Origin of the sequence: Leucobacter allii (genome assembly GCF_022919155.1) — a bacterium.
Classification (GTDB): Bacteria; Actinomycetota; Actinomycetes; order Actinomycetales; family Microbacteriaceae; genus Leucobacter; species Leucobacter allii.
Window position 1 is genome coordinate 274,256 of the sequence record NZ_CP095045.1, and the last position, 20,273, is coordinate 294,528.

Below are 20,273 nucleotides of genomic sequence, written 5' to 3' on the forward strand. Positions count from 1 at the left end.
CCCGTCTCAGACGAGCCGGCGCTCGGGCGAGACGCGGTAGGTGTCCTCGGCGTCGCGGTTCGGCGCGTCGCCGAGCGCCGCGTCGATCGCCGCCATCGTGTCGGCGTCGAGTGTCACGCCCGAGGCCTTCACGGTGTCGGCGAGCTGCTCGGGCCGCGAGGCCCCGACGAGCGCCGCCGCGACGTTCGGATTCTGCAGCACCCAGGCGATGGCGAGCTGCGGCATCGTGAGCCCGGCCTCCTCCGCGATCGGCCGCAGGCGCTGCACGGCCTCGAGGATGTCGTCGCGCAGGAACTTCTGGATGAACTCGGCGCCGCTCTTGTCGTCCGTCGCGCGCGAGCCGGCGGGCACGGGCCGGCCGGGGAGGTACTTGCCCGAGAGCACGCCCTGGGCCATCGGCGACCAGACGATCTGCGAGATGCCCAGCTCCTCGGAGGCGGGCACCACCTTGCCCTCGATGACGCGGTGCAGCATCGAGTACTGCGGCTGGTTGGAGATGAGCTGGAATCCGAGCTGCTGGGCCAGCGCGTGGCCGGCGCGCAGCTGCTCGGCGGTCCACTCCGAGACGCCGATGTAGAGGGCCTTGCCCTGCCGCACGATGTCGGCGAAGGCCTGCATGGTCTCCTCGAGCGGCGTCTCGTGGTCGTAGCGGTGGGCCTGGTAGAGGTCCACGTAGTCGGTGCCGAGGCGCGCGAGCGAGCCGTCGATCGACTCGCGGATGTGCTTGCGGCTGAGCCCGTTGTCGTTCGGGCCCATCGGACCGGTCGGGAAGTAGACCTTCGTGAAGATCTCGAGGCTCTCGCGCCGCTGCCCCGACAGCGCCCGGCCGAGCACGGCCTCCGCGGCGGTGTTCGCGTAGACGTCCGCGGTGTCGAACGTCGTGATCCCCGCATCGAGCGCGGCGTGGACGGTGCGCACCGCGGCGTCGTCCGCGACCTGCGAGGCGTGCGTGATCCAATTGCCGTACGTGATCTCGGAGATCTTGAGGCCGCTGTTGCCGAGGAATCGATAGTTCACCATGAGGTCAACTGTAGGGCCGCTACGCGTTGCGCCGCCAGGCGGATCGGCGCATCGGTCGCGCCGTATCCTCGGTAGTCGTCGATGCGCTGCACGATCTCGAGGAATACTCCTCCGATCGTCGGCGTGTAGCCGTGGATGAACGCTCCGGCGTCGTCACGATCGAAGAGGAGCCCGAGACCGCGGAGTCGGGCGCCGAACGCCGGGTCAAGGGCGAAGCGCGCCGCGAGATCGTCGTAGTAGTTGTCGGGGACGGGCAGAAATTCCATGCCCCGCTGTCGTGCGGCGGACGCGACCGCGACGGCGTCGTCGACGCGGATCGCGAGGTGACGCGGGAGTGCGGGGGCCGCCGGAGGGGCGAGGTTCATCGCCAAGCGCACCGCCCCGTCGGCGCTGCGCATCACGACGCTGCGGACCAAGCCCAGCGGGCCCGGCACCTCTGAGCTTGCCTCGGCTTCGAGGCCGAGGACGCCGGCCCCGAAGAGCACCGTTTCGTCGAAGTCCTGCCAGGGGCTCGTGAGGTTGACGTGGTCGACGATCCCGAGCAGGCCGTCGGCGGAAGCCAAGCCGCCGCCGAACTCTGCACGCCAACTCGCGCTCGCCGGGCCGTCCGCCCAGTAGACCTCGGTGCCGTCCGGGGCGAAGACCGCGGGGAGCTCCTGGTCCCCTGCAGAGATCCGCCGGAACACCGGGGGAGCGCCGATGCCGCGCGCGTGCTCAGCGGCCGCTTCGGCATCCGCGACGAGCAGGCCAAGCGCGGCGATCCGCGGCTCTAGCCCTCGATCCTGCTCGTTGAGGATGATGCTGGCGTCTCCCGCGGTCCAGAGGCGGACGGGCTTGCTGCGGTGCCGCCCGGCGAAGGCGAAGCCGAGCCGGTCGAGCATCTCATCGACCGCCGCGAGGTCCTGCCCGGCGATCTCCACGAAGTCCACGCCGAGCGGGGGCTGTGCGGGCGCGAGACGGCCGGTGCTCCACCCGCCGGCCGCCGCCGCCCGATCCGCCAACCAGCGCAGCGAACGCTGCGCGTGCTGCGCCGTGCGGCGCACGTCGGTCTGCCTGAACGTGTCATTGAACACCTCGAGCGACAGCGGCCCGTCGTAGCCCGCTCGCAACACGTGACCGAGGAATCCGACGAGATCGAATGCGCCCTCGCCGGGAAACAGGCGATGGTGACGGCTCCACGACAGCACGTCGAGATCCAGCGCCGGAGCATCCGCGAGCTGCAGGAAGAAGAGCTTCTCCGCGTCGATGGACTCGATCTCAGACGGATCGTGCCCACGCGAGAGGATGTGGAAGCTGTCGAGGCAGAGGCCGAGATTGGGGCGATCCGCCAGCTGGACGAGTCGCCACGCGTCACGGTAGTCGCTGACGTACCGTCCCCAGGCGAGCGCCTCGTAGGCGATGCGGATCCCGTGCTCGGCAGCGAGGTCGGCGAGGGCGCCGAGCTGCGCGGCAGCGACGGTCTCATCGGCCACCGTGGCGGTCGCGACATTGCTGCAGAGCAGCACGAGACGGGTCCCCAGACGCTCCATGAGTTCGAACTTCGCCTCCGCTCGGCGGAGGTTCTCCTCGAAGAGTCCCGTGCTCACGCCCTCGATGTCGCGCAGGGGCTGGTACATGTCGATGCTGAGCCCGAGGCGGCGACAGAGCGCCTGGATCTCCTCGGGTGATTCGAAGGCCGCCAGGAGATCGGCCTCCATGATCTCGACGCCGTCGAAGCCCGCCGCGGCGCAGGCGTGGAGTTTCTCGGTGAGGCCGCCGGAGAGGCAGACCGTGGCAATGGAGGTGCGCATGGCGACAATGTACCAAATGGTTAATAATTTGTCACCGCGGCATCCGTCGACTTGACGACCGACGTGAACGCCCTTAATGTACTATCTGGTTAGTAACAAACGAGAGGCCGACGACGATGTCCCAGCGCGTGCTGGTCCTACACGGACCGAACCTGAATCTGCTCGGCGCGCGCGAACCGAGCATCTACGGGGAATTCACGCAGCAGCAGCTGATCGACCAGGTCCGAACGGCCGCCGAGCCGCTCGGGATCGAGGTTGAACTGATCCAGAGCAATCACGAGGGCGCGCTCCTCGACGCTCTCCATGCCGCGCCCGAGCGCTTCGACGGCGTCGTCTTCAACCCCTCGGCACTTACGCATACCTCCATCGCCCTGCGCGACGCCGTCGCCGCGATCCCCATCCCCGTCGTCGAGGTGCACCTCAGCAATGTCCACCGTCGCGAGCCCTATCGCGCCGTGTCATTCGTCGCCGAACGCGCCACCGCCACGATCTCCGGGGCCGGCCCCGACGGTTACGCCGCCGCCCTCGTCGTGCTCGCACGCCGTTTCGCGGGGACCGCCCGATGACGCCGGATCCGCGCGCGTCTCCGAAGAATGCGGCCGCGCACCCGCGGCACGATCGCGCGATCCGAGTCGGGCTGCTCGGCGAGGGCATCACAGCGTCGCTGACGCCGCCGATGCATCGTCAAGAGGCGCTGCTGCTCGGGCTCGACTACGAGTACCGGGTGATCGACATCGCGGAGACCGGCGAGACCCCCGACGACCTCCCGCGCATCCTCGATCGGGTGCTCGCGCAAGGGTACGACGCGATCAACGTGACCCACCCGTTCAAGCAGCGCGTCATCGATCACATCGCCGCGCTGAGTCCCTCGGCAGAGCGCCTCGGTGCGGTCAATCTCATCGAGTTCGGCGAGGCCGGCGCCGTCGGGCACAACACCGATTGGATCGGCTACCGCGACGCCGTCGAAATCGGTATCGGGGACGTCAGAGGTCGCCGCGTCGTTCAGGTCGGAGCGGGAGGCGCCGGCTCGGCCACGGCGTACGCCCTGCTCAGCCTCGGTGTCGGTGAGCTTGCGATCGCCGACGCCGATGCGGCGCGGGCGTCCGAGCTGCTCGCCCGGCTCGCTGGCCCGTTCCCGGGCGGTCGGGTGCGCGCGATCGCCCTGGACGAGCTGCCCGGCGCGTTCTCCCGCGCCCACGGCGTCGTGCACGCGACGCCCACGGGCATGGCGCTGAGCCCAGGGCTGCCGTTCGACCCCGAAGCGGTGAACCGTGACGCCTGGATCTCCGAGGTCGTCTACTTGCCGCTCGAGACGCAACTGCTGCGGGCTGCTACCGTCCTCGGGCACCGTGTGCTCGACGGCGGCATGATGGCGGTCGGGCAGGCGTACCACAGCCTCCGAATCATCACGGGCCTCGACCCGGATCGGGCGCGAATGCGCGCCCACTTCCTCGGCCTCCTCGACGAGCGGAGCGCGCAACTCGGCTCCGCGCCGTCGCCGTGACCTCCCACCCATCCACCCTGCACGACCGACACACGAAGGAATCAAAGATGACTCCACGACATCGCATCCACCGCGGACTCCTCACGGGGCTCGCCGTCCTCGCCGTCTCCGCATTTGCGCTGACCTCCTGCGCCTCGGCGGAGCAGGGCGGCGCCGCGGACGGCGCCGACGACGGCGTCGTCGTCGGCTTCTCCGGCTACACCTTGACCAATCCGTACTTCGCCGGCCTCATCACGGGACTCGAGAACGGGGCGGAGGCGCACGGCTTCACTCTGCTGCAGACCAACTCCAACGGGGATAACAACACCCAGGCGAGCGACATCCAGAATCTCGTCAGCCAGGGCGCCGACTACATCGTCGTGAGCCCGGCAGACGCTTCGGCGATCGTCCCCGCCGTCGAGCAGGCCGCCGAGTCCGGCGCGACGGTGGTGGCGATCTCGGACACGATCGAATCGGACGCCGTCACGTTCACTGTCGCGATGGACCACGTGCGTATCGGCGAGCAGAGCGCGCAGGGCATCGTCGACTTCCTGACGGAGAAGTACGGCGAGCCGAAGGGCAAAGTCGTGGAGATGCAGGGCATTGCGGGCAGCGCAGCGGGCGCGGACCGTACGCGCGGGTTCGAGAACGTCATCGGCGAGTACCCCGGGATCGAGGTGGTCGCGACCGCGGACGGCGGCTTCGACACGGATAAGACCTTCCAGGCGCTCTCGACGATCCTGCAGGCCCACCCCGATGTCGACGCCGTCATGAACGCGAACGACAGTGAGGCGCAGGGCGCGACCAAGGCCATCGAAGCCGCCGGCCTCTTCGTGCCCGTCGGTGAGGATGGGCACATCTTCGTCACCGGGAACGATGCCCCGGCTCCGGCTGTTGCGGACATTCGTGCGAATCGGCAGGACATGACCGTCGCGTCCCATCCGATCCGACTCGCGGAGCGGGTCATGGACGGCATCGCCGATCTCGAGAGCGGCGAAGACGTCAGCGGGTTCATCGAGTGGCCCGGCATGGTCTTCACGCCGGCCAACATCGACTCCGACGACGTCGCCGAGTACGGAATCTGGGCGGATGACCTCGACTCCTGAGCCAATCGTGCGCCTCACCGGCGTCTCGAAGACCTACGGGAGCCACACCGTACTCCACGACGTCGGCTTCGCCCTCAGCCCCGGCACCGTGACGGGCCTCGTCGGCGAGAACGGGGCCGGGAAATCGACCGTGATCCGCATCCTCTCCGGTGCGACGGAGCCCACCGGCGGCTCCGTCGTCCTCGACGGTCGACCGCTGCCTGCGACCACGCGAGGCGTCATCGACGCCGGCATCAGCGTGATCTACCAGGAGCTCACGGATGTGCCGGACCTGTCGCTCCTCGAGAACCTCCTCCTCGGCAATCTCGACGCGCGCGCCGGGGTCAAGCGGCACCGCGCGAATCGCGAGCGGGCGCTCGCCGGACTGCGGGCGGTCGGCCTCGAGTACCTCGAACTCGAGGCGCCGCTGCGCGAGCTCACGATCGCCCAGCGGCAGCTCGCCGAGATCGCACGATGCCTCATCCGCGACGCACGAGTGCTCGTGCTCGACGAACCGACGTCCTCGCTGCCCGAGGGCGATGTGGAGACCCTCCTCACCGTCGTCGAGCGTCTGCGCGCCCAGGGGATGGCGATCCTCTACGTCACCCATCACCTCGACGAGCTCTTCCGGATCGCCGATCGTTTCGTCGTCCTCCGCGACGGGCGCAAAGTCGCGGAGGGCCCCGCGGGCGAGTGGGATGCGCACTCCCTCGTCCGGACGATGCTCGCCGCGGAGCTCGAGCAGGCCTATCCGTGGCGCGAGCGCGAACTCGGCGGACGGGTGCTCGACGTCGAGGACCTCGTCGCCCCAGGGGTGCGGGGCGCGTCCCTGGAGGCGCGCGCCGGGGAGATCGTCGGACTCGTCGGACTGGCCGGTGCCGGGCGTACCGAGCTCATGCGCGCCATGTGCGGCGTCACTCCTGCGGTCTCCGGTCGCGTGCGGGTCGACGGCGACGCCGTGCGCACCGGCTCGATCCGCCGATCGATGCGCCGCGGACTCCACTACGCTTCGGAGGATCGCAAACAGGACGGCCTCGTCCTCGACGGCACGATCGAGGCGAATCTCGTCTACGGCGACTACGGCCGGGTCTCCCGTCTGGGCGTACTGAACGTCCGGGCGCTGACCGAGTACGCTCGCTCGATCGTCGCCCGCTACCGGGTGCGCATGCACTCGACGCGGCAGGCGATCGGCGAGCTCTCGGGCGGGAACCAGCAGAAGATCGTCGTGGCGCGCCTCTCGGAGCGCCGGCCGCGGGTCGCCTGCTTCGACGATCCGACGCGCGGCGTGGATGTCGGGGCCAAGGCAAGCATCTACGAGGAGATCTTCCAACTCGCCGAGCGCGGTGCGGCCGTCCTCGTGAGCAGCTCGGACACCGACGAGGTCCTCGCCGTCGCCGACCGGGTGTACGTGCTCGCCGGCGGACGCATCATCGCCGAGCGCACTCGAGACACATTCGAACGCGAACACATTCTTCACCTGTCCTCTGGGGCAGGTGCGCACGCAGGAGAGAAGACCACGCATGGCTGACACACTTACTCAGGAGCGCCCGAATGCGGCGCGTTCGCCGCATTGGCTGAGCCGACTGGTCGGCAGCAGCCTGGCTCCGATCGTCGTCGCGCTCGTCCTCGTCTCAATCGCGCTCGCGTTCCTCACGCCGAGCTTCCTGACGGCGAGCAACCTCACGAACATCGTGACGCAGAGTGCGGTCGTCGGCATTGCGGCGATCGGGGCGACCTTCGTCATCATCACGAGCGGCATCGACCTCTCGGTCGGCTCGAACATCGCGCTCGCCGGGATGATCGGTGCGATCGTCGCGCAGGCGAGCGGGTCGGGATTCCTCGGGGTCGCGGCGGTGGTGCTCGTGTCGGTGCTCGTGGGCGCCGCCAACGGGGCCTCCGTCGCCTGGCTCGGTCTGGCGCCGTTCATTGTGACGCTCGCCGTGATGGGCATGGCGCGGGGGCTCACGCTCCAGATCTCACAGGGTCAGTCGGTCTACGGGCTGCCGCCGTCCCTGAGCTGGCTCGGAGCCTCGGCGATCCTCGACATCAAGACCTCGGCGCTCGTCACCGTTCTCTTGTTCATCCTGGCTCACCTCGTGCTCTCGCAGACCACGTTCGGTCATCGCGTCTTCGCCGTCGGCGGGAACGCGGAGGCGGCGCGGCTCGCAGGCATCGACGTGCGCAGGGTGGTGTTCGCCTGCTACGTCATCGCCGGCCTTACAGCGGGAATCGCGGCCATCATCCTGCTCGGGCGCCTTGACTCCGCCACGCCGAATGCGGCCACGGGAACCGAACTGCAGGTCATCGCCGCGGTCGTCATCGGGGGCACGAGCCTCTTCGGTGGCAAGGGGAGCATGATGGGGACATTCGTCGGCGTCTTGCTCATCGGCGTGATCAACAACGGACTGACGCTGCTGAACGTATCCTCGTTCTGGGTGCAGTTCGTGCAGGGCGCGCTGATCTTCCTGGCCGTGCTCCTCGACTCCGTCAACAGCCGCCGCAAGCGGCGGACGGCAGGGCGGTAGGCGGCCGGGGCCGAGGACGAGGACGGAGCGGCGAAGATGCGCGCAGACGCGGAGACGGACGGGTACCGCGCCCTCGGACGGAAACTGTCGAACTGGGGGCGCTGGGGACCGGACGACGAGCTCGGCACGATCAACCTCATCACGCCGGAGCGACGGGCCGCGGCCGCCGCCCTGGTTTCCTCCGGCCTGAGCTTCGGGCTCGGTCTGCCGCTCGGCGCCGACGGTCCGCAGACCGGTGAGTCCGGCAGGCAGAACCCCCTGCACCTCATGACGCGCACCGTCGACGATCCGCCGCATCCGACGGGATTCCACTACTTCGACGATGCGCTCTTCGTGCACCTGCAGGCGAGCACTCAGCTGGACGGTCTCGCTCACGTCGGCTACGACGGGCAGTTGTACAACGGGGTGCCCGTGACCGCGGTGACGAGAGCCGGGGCGGCGCGCCTCGGCGTCCAGCATCTCGCGACGGCCCTCACCGGCCGAGGCGTGCTGCTCGACATCCCGCGACTGCTCGGGCGACGACTCGGCCGCTCAGAGGAGATCTCCGCCGCGCTGCTCGAGCGCGCCGCCCGCGAGCAGCGCGTCGCGATCGGTGCGGGTGACCTGCTGTTCATCCGCACGGGCTGGATCGCCCGCATCACCGAGGAGCATGACCGTCGGGGATTCTTCGCGACTGAACCGGGGCTCGCGCTCGACACAGCGTCCTGGCTCGCCGATAGGGACGTCGCCTTCGTGGCCTCGGATAACTGGGGCGTCGAGGCGACGCCTGCGCGAGGCGGGGACGAGATGCCCCTGCATTGCGTGCTCATCCGCGATGTCGGGATGCCACTCGGGGAGATGCTCGATCTCGAGGCGGTCGCCGCGCACGCGGCATCGATCGGACGCTGGGAGTTCTTCGCGAGCTGCGCCGCCCTCGAGGTCGTCGGCGGGGTCGGCTCGGTGCTCACCCCGATTGTGACATTCTGAGAACGAAGCGATGAGCGCACGGGAGAACGACGTGGAGCAGAAGACCGGGGACCGCGGAACACCGAAGACCCGCAATGCCGCGCAGACGCGCGCGGACATCCTGCGCGTCGCGACTACGGAGTTCGCCGCGCACGGGCTTGCGGGATCGCGGATCGACGAGATCGCGAGTCTCACGCGCACGACGAAGCGGATGATCTACTACTACTTCGAGTCAAAGGAGGGGCTCTATCTCGCCGCGATGGAGAGCGCGTACACCGTGATCCGCGAACTCGAGCGCGAACTGGAGATCGACCATCTCGAACCGGTCGCCGCGCTTCGCGCGTTGGCCGAGGCGACCTATGATCATCACACGAGCCACCGCGACTTCGTGCGGCTGGTGGCGATCGAGAACGTGCATCGGGCCGAGATCATCTCCCAGTCGGAGGTGATCCCTGATCTCAACGCGACCGCGGTCGCGACGGCCGAACGCGTGCTGCACAGGGGCGTCGAGGCCGGACTATTCCGGGACGACGTCGACGCGCTCGACCTGCACATGATCATCAGCTCGTACGCCGTCTTCCACGTCGCGAACCGGTACACCTTCCGCACGCTCTTCGGCCGTGATCTCCTCGAGCCCGCTCGGCACGAGCACTACCGCCGGCTCGCAGGCGACCTCGCGGTCTCGACCATCTCACGCCCGACGGGCGGAGACGCGAACCGACCCTAGCCCCGCGTCAGGGCGCGGAGCGCCTCGCGGGAGAGGGTGTGGTCGATGGCGAGCATGCCGGCGCCCAGCACGCCGGCCCGGTCGGCGGCGCTCGAGTGCACGATCGAGAGCCGTTCGGTCGCGATCGGGATCGAGCGGGTGTACACGACCTCGCGCACCCCGGCGATGATGTGCTCGCCCACCCGGGCCATCGATCCGCCGATCGCGATCACGGACGGGTTCATGAGGCTCACGCAGGTCGTGAGCACCTCGCCGATGTCCCGGCCGGCCTGCCGCACGGCCTGGATCGCCTCGATGTTGCCGCGCTTCACGAGCTCCACGACCGCGTTCCCGTCGGCCGCGTCGATCCCGCGCGAGCGGAGCTCGCGGGCGATCGCCGGACCCGAGGCGAGCGCCTCGAGGCAGCCGCGGTTGCCGCAGCTGCAGGGGATGTCGGCGCCGCGCGCGACCCTGACGTGCCCGATGTCGCCGGCGACGCCCTGCGCGCCGCGGACGAGGCGGCCGCCCGAGATCACGCCGAGCCCGATGCCGGTCGCGACCTTCACGAAGACCAGGTGGTCCGTGCCCGGCCAGGCGAGCGCCCGCTCGCCCCAGGCCATGATGTTGACGTCGTTGTCGACGAGCACGGGGACGTCGAGATGGCGGCGCACCCAGCCGGGCACGTCGAAGCGGTCCCAGCCCGGCATGATCGGGGGGTTGACGGGTCGTCCGCTCGAGAACTCGACGGGCCCCGGCACGCCGATGCCGATCGCGATCGCCTCGTGCTCCGCGTGCCCGGTGGTCCGCAGCAGCTCCCGTGCGACCTCAACGACGTGCGCCAGCACCGTCTCGGGTCCGAGCGCCACGGCGAGCTCCTCGGTGCGCTCGGCGAGCACGGTCGCCGCGAGATCCATCACCGCGACCGTCGCATGGGAGGCCCCGATGTCGACCGCGATGACGACGCGGGCCGCCGGGTTCAGCGCGAACTGCGCCGGCGGGCGCCCGCCGGTCGACGCGGCCTCGGAGACCGGGGCGATGAGGCCGAGGCGCATGAGCTCATCGACCCGCGCCGCCACCGTCGAACGCGCGAGACCCGTCGTCTTCGCGAGCTGCGCCCGGGTGCGCGGGGTCCCGTCTCGGAGCAGCTCGAAGAGCTCGCCGATGCCGGTCGCGGCCGGTGCCGGCTCCGGGCGCGTGGCTGCCAAACGTCACTCTCCTCGTCGGTTCTGCTTCGCGAAGCGCTGCTGCAGCAGCACGGCGACGACGATGATGACGCCCTTCGCGACCGCCTGCACCGAAGAGGTGAGGTTCAGCTGCACGAAGACGTTCGACAGCGTCGAGAAGATCAGCACGCCGAGTACCGTGCCGACGATTGTACCGCGACCGCCGACGAGCAGCGTGCCGCCGACCACGACGGCGGCGATCGCGTCGAGCTCGTAGAGCTGCCCGTGCGTCGAGGTCCCCGCCGTGGTCCGTGCGAGGATCATCACCGCGGCGATGCCGGCGGTCAGCCCCGCGATCGTGTACAGCCACATGGTGTGCCGCTTCACATCGATGCCGGCGAGCCGCGACGCCTCGCGGTTGCCGCCGATCGCGACGGTGCGGCGGCCGAAGGTGGTCCGGTTGAGCAGCACCCAGCCGGCGACGGCGACGAGGACGAAGATCCAGATCAGCACGTCGATGCCGAGGATGTCGGCGTTGAAGAAGGCGACGAAGTCGCGCTCGGAGAGCACGAGCGTGCGCTTCTCGCCGATGATCTCGGCGAGACCGCGCGCGCCGACGAGCATTGCGAGCGTGGCCATGAAGGCGACCACGTTGCCGTAGGCGATCACGATGCCGTTGACGAGACCGGCGAGCGCGCCGACGGCGAGGGCGATGATCACGATGACGATCCAGTGCGTCTGCTCGCCGAGCTGCTGCGACACCTCGATCGTCGCGACGACGGAGGCGAGTCCCATCACCGAGCCGACGGAGAGATCGATGCCGCCCGCGGTGATGACGAAGGTCATGCCGATGCTGATGACGCCGATGATGGACGCCTGGCGGAGGATCGTGAGGGCATTGCTCAGCGTGGGGAAGTCGCTCGGCGAGGTGACGGCGCCGATCGCGACGATGAGGATCAGCGCCACGACGAGTCCCAGGGTGCGCGCGCCCGGCCCCGAGAGGAGCCGCTTCGCCAGCGGGGGCGCCGGGGCTGCGGGAGGCGCTGGAGGCGCGGTCGATGCGGGGGTCGGCTCGCTCATGCGGCGGTTCCTTCCATGACGAGGTCGAGCACGTCGTGCTCCGTGAGTGATGCGGCCGGCGCGGTGCGCAGCACCTCGCCCTCCGCGATGACGAGGACCGTGTCGGCGAGTCCGAGGACCTCCTCGATCTCGCTCGAGACGACGACCACGGCGTTGCCGGCCGCCGCGAGCTCCCGGATCAGGGCGTAGATCTCGGCGCGCGCGCCGACGTCGACGCCGCGGGTGGGCTCGTCGAGCAGCAGCACGCGCGTGCCGTGGAGCAGCCACCGGCCGAGCAGGATCTTCTGCTGGTTGCCTCCCGAGAGCGTGACGGCGGGGCGGTCCGGATCCGCGGGGCGCAGCTCCAGGGCGGCCATCTGGCGGCTCGCCGCCTCCCGCTCCTCGGCGATCCCGAGAAAGCCGGCCTTGGCGTACCTGCCGAAGCTCGGGAGCGTCATGTTGAGGAAGACGGACTCCTCGATGACGAGGCCCTGGCTCTTGCGCTCTTCGGGGGACAGGCCAACGCCCGCCGCCACGGCGGCGCGCACGGATCCCCGGGGGAGCTCGGCCCCGCCGACGGCGACCGCGCCGGCCGAGGCGCGGCGCGCACCGTAGACGGTCTCGAGGATCTCCGAGCGGCCGGAGCCGACGAGGCCGGCGAAGCCGACGACCTCCCCGGCCCGCACGGTGAAGGACACCTCGGAGAAGACGCCGTCGAGGGCGAGATCGGTGACCTCGAGCATCACCGGAGCGTCCGCGGGAACGGGCGTGGCCTCGGGGAAGACGTTCTCGACCGCGCGCCCGGTCATCAGACGGATCAGCTCGTGCGTCGGGGTCTCGGAGACCGGCAGGCCGCTCGCCATGCTCCGTCCGTCCTTGAGGACGGTGATGCGATCGCCGATCTCGCGGATCTCCTCGAGGCGGTGCGTGATGTAGACGACGGCGATGCCGGCCGAGGTGAGTTCGCGGACGACGCGGAACAGGTTCTTCACCTCCTCGGTGTCGAGCACGGCCGAGGGCTCGTCCATGATCATGAGCTCGATGTCGTGGGACAGCGCGCGGGCCATGCTCACGATCTGCTGGTTGGCCGCGCTGAGCTCCCCGACCTCCTGATGCGGCGACAGGCCCGCGTGGCCGAGCCTCGCGAGCAGTTCGCGGGTGCGCCTGGCGGCCTCGCGGCGGCGCGTGAAGCCCCCCTGCGCGATCTCGTGGCCGAGGAAGACGTTCTCGGCGACCGTCAGGCCCTCGACGACGTCGAGCTCCTGGTGCATCGTGGCGATGCCGAGGCGGATGGCGGACTGCGGGTCGGGCAGCGCGACGTCGCGGCCGTGCCACAGGATCTCGCCCTCGTCCGGCTGATGCACCCCCGCGAGCATCTTGATGAGCGTCGACTTGCCCGCACCGTTCTGGCCGAGCACGCAGTGCACCTCGCCGGGCAGGATGCTCAGGTCGACGCCGGACAGCGCGGCGACGCCCGCGAAGCGCTTGGCGGCGCCGCGGACCTCGAGTAATGCCTGAGGATGGTCATCTTTGATCACGCGGCAAACATAACACGGCAGGAAACCGTGCACCAGGCCGAAACCACTCCGGTGCAGAGCGCCCGTGGCCGCGTCATCATGCAGGTGTATGCGGAATATCGGCAGAGGTGACTTTTGTATAACATTCGGCAAAAGATGCCAATGTGCACCGCTCGTCTGTTAGCTTGGTCGCGTCAGCGAGGATCGCATGCCGCGATGAGGCGGTGCCGACCGCGCTGCCGCATCACATTCAAGGAGGAAGACATGCGTTCAGCACGGGCGGCCCGCATCCGGGGCCTGGTCATCGGAGTCACCGCGATCGCCTCGATCGGGCTCCTCACCGCGTGCAGCGGCGGCGGCGCGGAGGAGAGCGTCGCCGACAAGGGCACGAACAGCGAGGAGAACGCGGCGAGCGGCGACACGGTGGTCATCGGCTTCTCGGGGCCCGCCGCCGACCACGGCTGGCTCGGCGCGATCAACTCGGGCGCCGATGCCGCGGCCGAGAAGTTCGACGACATCGAGCTGAAGAAGGCCGAGGGCACGAACGATCCGAACGCGCAGATCGCCGCGGTCGAGACCTTCATCAACGAGGGCGTCGACGCGATCGTGCTCCAGCCCACCGACGGCGCGGCGCTCACGGAGGTCGCGATCAAGGCGATGCAGGCCGGCATCCCCGTCGTCAACGTCGACCGCGAGTTCTCGAGCCCCTTCGCCGCACGTACCACCGTGCTCGGCGACAACTACGGCATGGGCGTCTCGGCGGGCACCTACATCTGCGAGCAGCTCGAGGACACCCCCGACGCCGTCGTCGCCGAGATCGCCGGGATCGACTCGCTGCCGCTGACGCAGGACCGCTCGCAGGGCTTCTCGGACGCCCTCGAGGACTGCGGGCTCGAGGTCGGACCGCGCGTCGCGGCCGACTTCACCGTGGCGGGCGGAGAGGCGGCGGCATCGCAGCTGCTCTCGGCGAACCCCGAGATCGACGCGCTGTGGAACCACGACGACGACCAGGGCGTCGGCGTGCTCGCCGCCATCGAGTCCGCGGGCCGCGACGAGTTCTTCATGGTCGGCGGCGCCGGTTCGAAGAACATGATGGATCGGATCGAAGCCGACGACAGCGTCATCAAGGCCACGATCGTCTACCCCTCGACGCAGGCCGCCGACGGCATCGCGCTCGCGCGGCTCATCGTGCAGGGGAAGACCATGAGCGATCTCATCACGCCGAGCGTGCCGAACCGCGTCGTGCTCGACGCACCCGTCGTGACGAAGGACAACGTCGCGGAGTTCATCGACCTCGCCTTCGAGTCCTGAGCGGGCGGGCCGGCGCCCGGGCAATCCGGCGTCGGCCCCGCCCCGCGCACACCACTATCGAGAGGACACCACCGTGACGGATACGGACCGCCCGACGCTGCGCGTCGCGATGATCGGACACGGCTTCATGGGGGCCGCGCACTCGGTCGGCTGGCGGCAGGCGCCGGCCGTGTTCGAGCTGCCCGCGGCGGTCGAGATGGCCGTCGTCGTCGGGCGCGATGCCGAGCGCGTCGCCGCGGACGCCGCGCACTGGGGCTGGGCGGAGTCGGCGACGGACTGGCGCGAGGTCGTCGCCCGGGATGACATCGACGTCGTCGACATCGTCACGCCGGGGGGCTCGCACGCGGAGGTCGCGCTCGCCGCGCTCGCCGCGGGCAAGCACGTGCTGTGCGAGAAGCCGCTCGCCAACTCCCTCGACGAGGCCGCCGAGATGGCGTCCGCGGCGCAGGAGGCCGCGGCGCGCGGCGTGCACGCCATGGTCGGGTTCACCTACCGCCGCGTGCCGGCGGTCACCTTCATGCGGCAGCTCATCGCCGAGGGCGCGGTCGGCCGCATCCGCCAGGTCAGGGCCGCCTATCAGCAGGACTGGCTCGTCGATGCCCGCGCGCCCCTCGCGTGGCGACTGCAGAAGGAGCATGCGGGCTCCGGCGCCCTCGGCGACATCGGCGCCCACATCATCGACATGACCCGCTTCGTCACGGGGCAGGAGCTGACGGAGGTCTCTGGCACGCTCGAGACCATCGTCGCGGAGCGGCCGCTGCCCGGCTCCGGCACGGGCCACGGCCTGGGGGCCGGTGCGGGCCCCGCGGGCGAGGAGGCGCCGATGGGTCGCGTGACCGTGGACGACTCCGCGTACTTCACGGCCAGGCTCTCGGGCGGCGCGCTCGCCTCCTTCGAGGCGACGCGCTTCGCGACGGGGAAGAAGAACGCGCTCACGCTCGAGGTCTTCGGCGACGCGGGCGCGATCGCCTTCGACCTCGAGGACCTCAACCGCCTGCGCGTCTACGACGCGACGGCCCCCGCCGGGCGGCAGGGCTTCACGCAGGTGATCGTGACCTCGCCCGAGCACCCCTACGTCGGCGCGTGGTGGCCGGACGGCCACATGCTCGGGTACGAGCACGGATTCTCCCATCAGGTCGTGGACCTCGTCCGCGGCATCGCGAGCTCCGCGGCGCACGGACCCGGCGCCCCCATCGAGCCGGAGGCCGTCGTGCACCCGAGCTTTGCCGAGGGCCTCGCGGTGCAGCGCGTGCTCGCCGCCGTCGAGACGAGCGCCGCGCGCGGCTCCGCATGGGTCGCGGTGGAGCGCGAGTGAGCGCCACGCGCGCGACCGAAGCCGCACGGCGGGGTCGCGGATCCCGCAGACCACACCAGGCCAGCACCGCGGTGCGGGCCGTTCCCGACACCGACGCACGCGAAGGAGCGCAGCGACCATGACTCATCCCGTCACCCTCTTCACCGGCCAGTGGGCCGATCTCCCGTTCGAGGAGGTCGCCCGCCTCGCCGCATCCTGGGGCTACGACGGCCTCGAGATCGCGACGAGCGGCGATCACCTCGACGTGCGTCGCGCGGACGAGGACGCCGCCTATCTCGCCTCCCGCCGCGAGATCCTCGACCGCCACGGACTCGAGGTCTACGCGATCTCGAACCACTTCAGCGGCCAGGCCGTCTGTGACGATCCGATCGACTTCCGCCATCGGGCGATCCTGCGCGAGGCCGTGTGGGGCGACGGCGAGGCCGAGGGCGTGCGGCGCCGCGCCGCCGAGGACATGCAGGCGACGGCGCGCGTCGCGCGCAAGCTCGGCGTCGACACGGTCGTCGGCTTCACCGGATCCTCGATCTGGCACTACGTCGCGATGTTCCCGCCGGTGCCCGCCTCCGCGATCGAGGCCGGCTACGAGGACTTCGCGCGGCGGTGGACCCCCATCCTCGACGTCTTCGACTCGGAGGGGGTGAGGTTCGCGCACGAGGTGCATCCGAGCGAGATCGCCTACGACTACTGGAGCAGCGTGCGCGCGCTCGAGGCGGTCGAGCACCGCGAGGCCTTCGGCTTCAACTGGGATCCCTCGCACATGATGTGGCAGAACATCGACCCGGTCGGCTTCATCTGGGACTTCCAGGATCGGATCTACCACGTCGACTGCAAGGACACGCGGTTGCGCCGGCAGAACGGCCGCGCCGGCGTGCTCGGCTCGCATCTGCCCTGGGCCGACCCGCGGCGCGGCTGGGACTTCGTCTCCACGGGCCGGGGCGACGTGCCGTGGGAGGACGCCTTCCGCGCCCTCGAGGCGATCGGCTACGCCGGGCCCATCTCCGTGGAGTGGGAGGACGCCGGCATGGACCGCCTGCACGGGGCGGCCGAAGCGATCGGGTTCGTCCGCTCGCTGCTCTGGCCGAAGCCCGCGGCGGCCTTCGACGCCGCCTTCAGCAACCAGTAACCGCGCCTCAGCCGCCGGTCGTCGAGATCCGCTCGAGGAGCCGGTCGGGGAGGAGCGCGGCGAGGCCGCGGGCGATGCGGTAGCGTCCGTCGGTGATGACGACGCTGCGCCCGCGACGGACTGCGCGGAGTCCGTCGCGGGCGGCTCTCTCGGTGTCTGCCCAGGCGATCCGGGGCAGCCGGGGCAGGTGGTCGGCGCCCATCCGCTCGTGGAACTCCGTCGCGAGCAGTCCGGGGCAGAGCGCGGTGACGCGGAGCCCGCGCCCGCGGTAGCGGGCGTTCAGCGCCCGGGACAGCGAGACGACGGCCGCCTTCGCCGCGCCGTAGGTGCCGGTCGGAGTGAACGCGGCGACGCTCGCGACATTCAGGATCCAGCCCCGGCCGCGGGCGAGCATGCCGGGGACGGCAGCGTGCGCGAGGCGCAGGGGCACCCACGAGAGCAGCTCGTGCAGACGCCGCTCCTCGGCGAGGGTGCTGCGCTCGAAGCCGGCGCGGACGCCGAATCCGGCGTTGTTCACGAGCAGGTCGACGGGCGCATCCTCGGAGCTCAGTCGCCGGGCGACCCGTTCCAGATCGTCGGGGTCCGTGAGATCGGCCGGGAGCGTCTCCGCCGTGATGCCATGAGCCGCGCGCAGTTCGGCCGCAAGCGCCGCGAGCCGGTTTTCGTCGCGCGCGACGAGCACGAGATCGACGCGCGCCGCGGCGAGACGCCTCGCGAACTCGCGACCGAGCCCCGCCGAGGCACCGGTGATGAGCGCGGTGCCGCGCGCGCCCATCGGGGCTTCGCGGGCGGCGCGCGGGAAGACTGTTCGGGGCATCGGCGCCGCCTCCTTCCTGAGCCGTGGAGCATTCAGCGTACCGCCCGCGGGCGGAGGCCCGCCGCCACGCCGCGAGCCGTACCCGGATCGATGGCGAACGGCCCGGACCGCTGGCGGAATCGCCGAGCGCGGGGTAAACTTGAGTCATCACAACTCAAGTTTGTGGCGAGGGCGGGCATCCGGCCCGCCGCCGCGAACCCCACCGAACGGGAAGGAACCGTATGCAGGCCAATTGGCAGCCCGCCGCCGGCGGTGACGAGGGGCAGAGCGCCCTCGAGCAGTTCGGCGTCAACCTCACCGAGGTCGCCCGCTCCGGCACGCTCGATCCCGTCATCGGGCGCGACGCGGAGATCCGCCGCGTGAGCCAGGTGCTCACCCGGCGCACCAAGAACAACCCGGTGCTCATCGGCGAGCCGGGCGTCGGCAAGACCGCCGTCGTCGAGGGGCTCGCCCAGCGCATCGTCGCGGGAGACGTCGCCGAATCGCTGAAGGACAAGGAGCTCATCTCCCTGGACATCTCCGCCCTCATCGCGGGTGCGAAGTACCGGGGCGATTTCGAGGAGCGGATGAAGGCCGTCCTCGCCGAGATCAAGGAGTCCGACGGCAAGATCATCACCTTCATCGACGAGCTGCACACGCTCATGGGCGCCGGCGGAGGCGAATCCTCCGTCGCGGCATCCCAGATGCTCAAGCCGATGCTCGCGCGCGGCGAGCTGCGGCTCATCGGCGCCACGACCCTCGACGAGTACCGCGAGTACATCGAGAAGGATGCCGCGCTCGAGCGCCGCTTCCAGCAGGTGTACGTGGGGGAGCCCTCCGTCGAGGACACCGTCGCGATCCTCCGCGGCCTCAAGGAGCGCTACGAGGCGCACCACAAGGTCACCATCGCCGACTCCGCGCTCATCGCCGCCGCGTCCCTGAGCGATCGCTACATCTCCGCGCGCCAGCTGCCGGACAAGGCGATCGATCTCATCGACGAGGCGGCCAGCCGGCTGCGCATGGAGATCGACTCCGCGCCGGTCGAGATCGACGAGCTGCGCCGCGCCGTCGACCGCCTCAAGCTCGAGGAGCTCGCGCTCAAGAAGGAGAAGGACGACGCCTCGAAGGAGCGGCTCGCCAAGCTGCGCGAGGACCTCGCGGAGAAGCAGGCGGAGCTCGACGGGCTCGAGGCGCGCTGGGAGCGCGAGCGCTCCTCGCTGAACCGCGTGGGCGAACTGCGCGAGAAGCTCGACCAGTTGCGCATGGCGGCTGAGGTCGCTCAGCGCGAGGGCAAGCTCGAGACCGCCTCGAAGCTACTCTACGGCGAGATCCCGGTGATCCAGAAGCAGCTCACCGAGGCGGAGCACGCGGAGGAGGCCGGCGGCGGCGACGAGCCGCGCATGGTGAACGAGCAGGTCACCGACGAGGACATCGCGGGCGTGGTCGCGGCCTGGACCGGGATCCCGGTCGGCCGGCTCATGCAGGGGGAGACGGAGAAGCTCCTCGCCCTCGAGCACGAGCTCGGCAGGCGGCTCATCGGCCAGGGCGACGCGGTGCGCGCCGTGGCGGACGCCGTGCGCCGCACGCGGGCCGGCATCGCGGATCCGAACCGTCCGACGGGCTCGTTCCTCTTCCTCGGGCCCACGGGCGTCGGCAAGACCGAGCTCGCGAAGGCCCTCGCCGAGTTCCTCTTCGACGACGAGCACGCGATGGTCCGCATCGACATGTCCGAGTACGGCGAGAAGCACTCGGTCTCCCGGCTCGTCGGCGCCCCGCCCGGGTACGTCGGCTACGAGCAGGGCGGCCAGCTCACCGAGGCGGTGCGTCGCAGGCCGTACTCCGTCGTGCTGCTCGACGAGGTCGAGAAGGCGCACCCCGAGGTGTTCGACGTGCTGCTGCAGGTGCTCGACGACGGTCGGCTCACCGACGGCCAGGGGCGCACCGTGGACTTCCGCAACGTCATCCTCATCCTCACCTCGAACCTCGGGAGCCAGTACCTCATCGACCCCGAGATGCCGTGGCGCGAGAAGGAGGACGCGGTGCGGGAGACCGTGCGCCGCGCGTTCAAGCCGGAGTTCATCAACCGTCTCGACGAGATGGTGATCTTCCATCCGCTCAGCGAGGCCGATCTCGCGCAGATCGTCGAGCTCTCCATCGACCGCCTGCAGCTGCGGCTGCGGGACCGCAGGCTCACCGTCGGCGTCACCCCGGACGCGCGGGCGTGGCTCGCCTCGCGCGGCTACGACCCGATCTACGGTGCGCGGCCCCTGCGCCGCCTCATGCAGAAGGAGATCGACGACCGCCTCGCGCGGGCGATCCTCGCCGGCGAGGTGCGCGACGGCGATGCGGTGCGGGTCGAAGTGGCCGAGGGCGGCGACGGGCTCGCGCTGGCCTCCGTGGCGCTGTAGCGGGATCGCCGCGGGGACGGCGCGCGT

17 protein-coding genes are annotated in these 20,273 nt (G+C 70.4%); 11 read left to right on the forward strand and 6 right to left on the reverse strand.

Annotated features, from left to right (window positions below; translation table 11 throughout):
* Nucleotides 1-6 precede the first annotated feature (6 nt).
* Nucleotides 7-1,020 (reverse strand): aldo/keto reductase family protein, encoded by a 1,014-nt coding sequence (locus MUN78_RS01195; RefSeq protein WP_244728245.1) that lies wholly within the window; start codon nt 1,018-1,020, stop codon nt 7-9.
* On the reverse strand, nt 1,014-2,810 hold the full coding sequence (locus tag MUN78_RS01200) for a sugar phosphate isomerase/epimerase and 4-hydroxyphenylpyruvate domain-containing protein (RefSeq protein WP_244692543.1): 1,797 nt from the start codon (nt 2,808-2,810) through the stop codon (nt 1,014-1,016). Before MUN78_RS01200 ends, MUN78_RS01195 begins: the two co-directional genes overlap by 7 nt.
* Nucleotides 2,811-2,926: 116 nt before the next feature.
* Here MUN78_RS01200 and aroQ point away from each other — a divergent pair, with 116 nt between their 5' ends.
* Genes aroQ through MUN78_RS01235 form a run of 7 tightly spaced genes read left to right on the forward strand, consistent with a single transcriptional unit; the run spans nt 2,927 to nt 9,575 of the window.
* Nucleotides 2,927-3,376, forward strand: coding sequence for a type II 3-dehydroquinate dehydratase (gene aroQ, locus MUN78_RS01205; protein WP_244692544.1), 450 nt, complete (start codon nt 2,927-2,929; stop codon nt 3,374-3,376).
* Nucleotides 3,373-4,314, forward strand: a complete 942-nt coding sequence (locus tag MUN78_RS01210) for a shikimate dehydrogenase (RefSeq protein ID WP_244692545.1) — start codon at nt 3,373-3,375, stop codon at nt 4,312-4,314. Before aroQ ends, MUN78_RS01210 begins: the two co-directional genes overlap by 4 nt.
* A gap of 47 nt (nt 4,315-4,361) precedes the next feature.
* Nucleotides 4,362-5,399, forward strand: coding sequence for a sugar ABC transporter substrate-binding protein (locus MUN78_RS01215; RefSeq protein WP_244728247.1), 1,038 nt, complete (start codon nt 4,362-4,364; stop codon nt 5,397-5,399).
* Nucleotides 5,383-6,906, forward strand: a complete 1,524-nt coding sequence (locus MUN78_RS01220) for a sugar ABC transporter ATP-binding protein (RefSeq protein ID WP_244728249.1) — start codon at nt 5,383-5,385, stop codon at nt 6,904-6,906. Before MUN78_RS01215 ends, MUN78_RS01220 begins: the two co-directional genes overlap by 17 nt.
* The gene (locus MUN78_RS01225; protein WP_244728251.1) at nt 6,899-7,903 is read left to right on the forward strand and encodes an ABC transporter permease; all 1,005 of its coding nucleotides are present in this window, start codon (nt 6,899-6,901) and stop codon (nt 7,901-7,903) included. The genes MUN78_RS01220 and MUN78_RS01225 overlap by 8 nt, the downstream gene beginning before the upstream one ends.
* 36 nt (nt 7,904-7,939) lie before the next feature.
* Nucleotides 7,940-8,869 carry a cyclase family protein gene (locus MUN78_RS01230; RefSeq protein WP_244728253.1) on the forward strand — a complete coding sequence of 310 codons (930 nt, stop codon included), beginning with the start codon at nt 7,940-7,942 and terminating at the stop codon, nt 8,867-8,869.
* Between the two features lie 10 nt (nt 8,870-8,879).
* On the forward strand, nt 8,880-9,575 hold the full coding sequence (locus MUN78_RS01235) for a TetR/AcrR family transcriptional regulator (RefSeq protein ID WP_244692550.1): 696 nt from the start codon (nt 8,880-8,882) through the stop codon (nt 9,573-9,575).
* Here MUN78_RS01235 and MUN78_RS01240 read toward each other — a convergent pair.
* Genes MUN78_RS01240 through MUN78_RS01250 form a run of 3 tightly spaced genes read right to left on the reverse strand, consistent with a single transcriptional unit; the run spans nt 9,572 to nt 13,314 of the window.
* Nucleotides 9,572-10,759, reverse strand: a complete 1,188-nt coding sequence (locus tag MUN78_RS01240) for an ROK family transcriptional regulator (RefSeq protein ID WP_244728254.1) — start codon at nt 10,757-10,759, stop codon at nt 9,572-9,574. The two genes, MUN78_RS01235 and MUN78_RS01240, sit on opposite strands and share 4 nt — an antisense overlap.
* A gap of 3 nt (nt 10,760-10,762) precedes the next feature.
* Nucleotides 10,763-11,797 (reverse strand): ABC transporter permease, encoded by a 1,035-nt coding sequence (locus tag MUN78_RS01245; protein ID WP_244728256.1) that lies wholly within the window; start codon nt 11,795-11,797, stop codon nt 10,763-10,765.
* The gene (locus tag MUN78_RS01250) at nt 11,794-13,314 is read right to left on the reverse strand and encodes a sugar ABC transporter ATP-binding protein (RefSeq protein WP_244692553.1); all 1,521 of its coding nucleotides are present in this window, start codon (nt 13,312-13,314) and stop codon (nt 11,794-11,796) included. The genes MUN78_RS01245 and MUN78_RS01250 overlap by 4 nt, the downstream gene beginning before the upstream one ends.
* 243 nt (nt 13,315-13,557) lie before the next feature.
* Between MUN78_RS01250 and MUN78_RS01255 the strand changes: the two genes are divergently transcribed.
* The 3 genes from MUN78_RS01255 (at nt 13,558) to MUN78_RS01265 (ending at nt 17,042) form a co-directional block, all read left to right on the forward strand.
* Nucleotides 13,558-14,604 carry a substrate-binding domain-containing protein gene (locus MUN78_RS01255; RefSeq protein WP_244692554.1) on the forward strand — a complete coding sequence of 349 codons (1,047 nt, stop codon included), beginning with the start codon at nt 13,558-13,560 and terminating at the stop codon, nt 14,602-14,604.
* Nucleotides 14,605-14,713: 109 nt separating this feature from the next.
* Nucleotides 14,714-15,919 (forward strand): Gfo/Idh/MocA family protein, encoded by a 1,206-nt coding sequence (locus MUN78_RS01260; RefSeq protein WP_244729969.1) that lies wholly within the window; start codon nt 14,714-14,716, stop codon nt 15,917-15,919.
* A gap of 118 nt (nt 15,920-16,037) precedes the next feature.
* Entirely contained in the window at nt 16,038-17,042 is a 1,005-nt protein-coding gene (locus MUN78_RS01265) for a sugar phosphate isomerase/epimerase family protein (RefSeq protein ID WP_244692555.1), read from the forward strand.
* 7 nt (nt 17,043-17,049) lie between these two features.
* Here MUN78_RS01265 and MUN78_RS01270 read toward each other — a convergent pair whose 3' ends face one another.
* Nucleotides 17,050-17,859 (reverse strand): SDR family NAD(P)-dependent oxidoreductase, encoded by an 810-nt coding sequence (locus MUN78_RS01270; protein WP_244728258.1) that lies wholly within the window; start codon nt 17,857-17,859, stop codon nt 17,050-17,052.
* Nucleotides 17,860-18,080: 221 nt separating this feature from the next.
* Here MUN78_RS01270 and MUN78_RS01275 point away from each other — a divergent pair, with 221 nt between their 5' ends.
* The gene (locus MUN78_RS01275) at nt 18,081-20,246 is read left to right on the forward strand and encodes an ATP-dependent Clp protease ATP-binding subunit (protein WP_244692557.1); all 2,166 of its coding nucleotides are present in this window, start codon (nt 18,081-18,083) and stop codon (nt 20,244-20,246) included.
* Nucleotides 20,247-20,273: the final 27 nt, after the last annotated feature.

Coding starts and splice junctions, on each gene's coding strand:
- MUN78_RS01195 (WP_244728245.1), bottom strand. CDS start 1,020: ATGGTGAACTATCGATTCCTCGGCAACAGCGGCCTCAAGATCTCCGAG.
- MUN78_RS01200 (WP_244692543.1), bottom strand. CDS start 2,810: ATGCGCACCTCCATTGCCACGGTCTGCCTCTCCGGCGGCCTCACCGAG.
- aroQ (WP_244692544.1), top strand. CDS start 2,927: ATGTCCCAGCGCGTGCTGGTCCTACACGGACCGAACCTGAATCTGCTC.
- MUN78_RS01210 (WP_244692545.1), top strand. CDS start 3,373: ATGACGCCGGATCCGCGCGCGTCTCCGAAGAATGCGGCCGCGCACCCG.
- MUN78_RS01215 (WP_244728247.1), top strand. CDS start 4,362: ATGACTCCACGACATCGCATCCACCGCGGACTCCTCACGGGGCTCGCC.
- MUN78_RS01220 (WP_244728249.1), top strand. CDS start 5,383: ATGACCTCGACTCCTGAGCCAATCGTGCGCCTCACCGGCGTCTCGAAG.
- MUN78_RS01225 (WP_244728251.1), top strand. CDS start 6,899: ATGGCTGACACACTTACTCAGGAGCGCCCGAATGCGGCGCGTTCGCCG.
- MUN78_RS01230 (WP_244728253.1), top strand. CDS start 7,940: ATGCGCGCAGACGCGGAGACGGACGGGTACCGCGCCCTCGGACGGAAA.
- MUN78_RS01235 (WP_244692550.1), top strand. CDS start 8,880: ATGAGCGCACGGGAGAACGACGTGGAGCAGAAGACCGGGGACCGCGGA.
- MUN78_RS01245 (WP_244728256.1), bottom strand. CDS start 11,797: ATGAGCGAGCCGACCCCCGCATCGACCGCGCCTCCAGCGCCTCCCGCA.
- MUN78_RS01255 (WP_244692554.1), top strand. CDS start 13,558: ATGCGTTCAGCACGGGCGGCCCGCATCCGGGGCCTGGTCATCGGAGTC.
- MUN78_RS01260 (WP_244729969.1), top strand. CDS start 14,714: ATGATCGGACACGGCTTCATGGGGGCCGCGCACTCGGTCGGCTGGCGG.
- MUN78_RS01265 (WP_244692555.1), top strand. CDS start 16,038: ATGACTCATCCCGTCACCCTCTTCACCGGCCAGTGGGCCGATCTCCCG.
- MUN78_RS01270 (WP_244728258.1), bottom strand. CDS start 17,859: ATGCCCCGAACAGTCTTCCCGCGCGCCGCCCGCGAAGCCCCGATGGGC.
- MUN78_RS01275 (WP_244692557.1), top strand. CDS start 18,081: ATGCAGGCCAATTGGCAGCCCGCCGCCGGCGGTGACGAGGGGCAGAGC.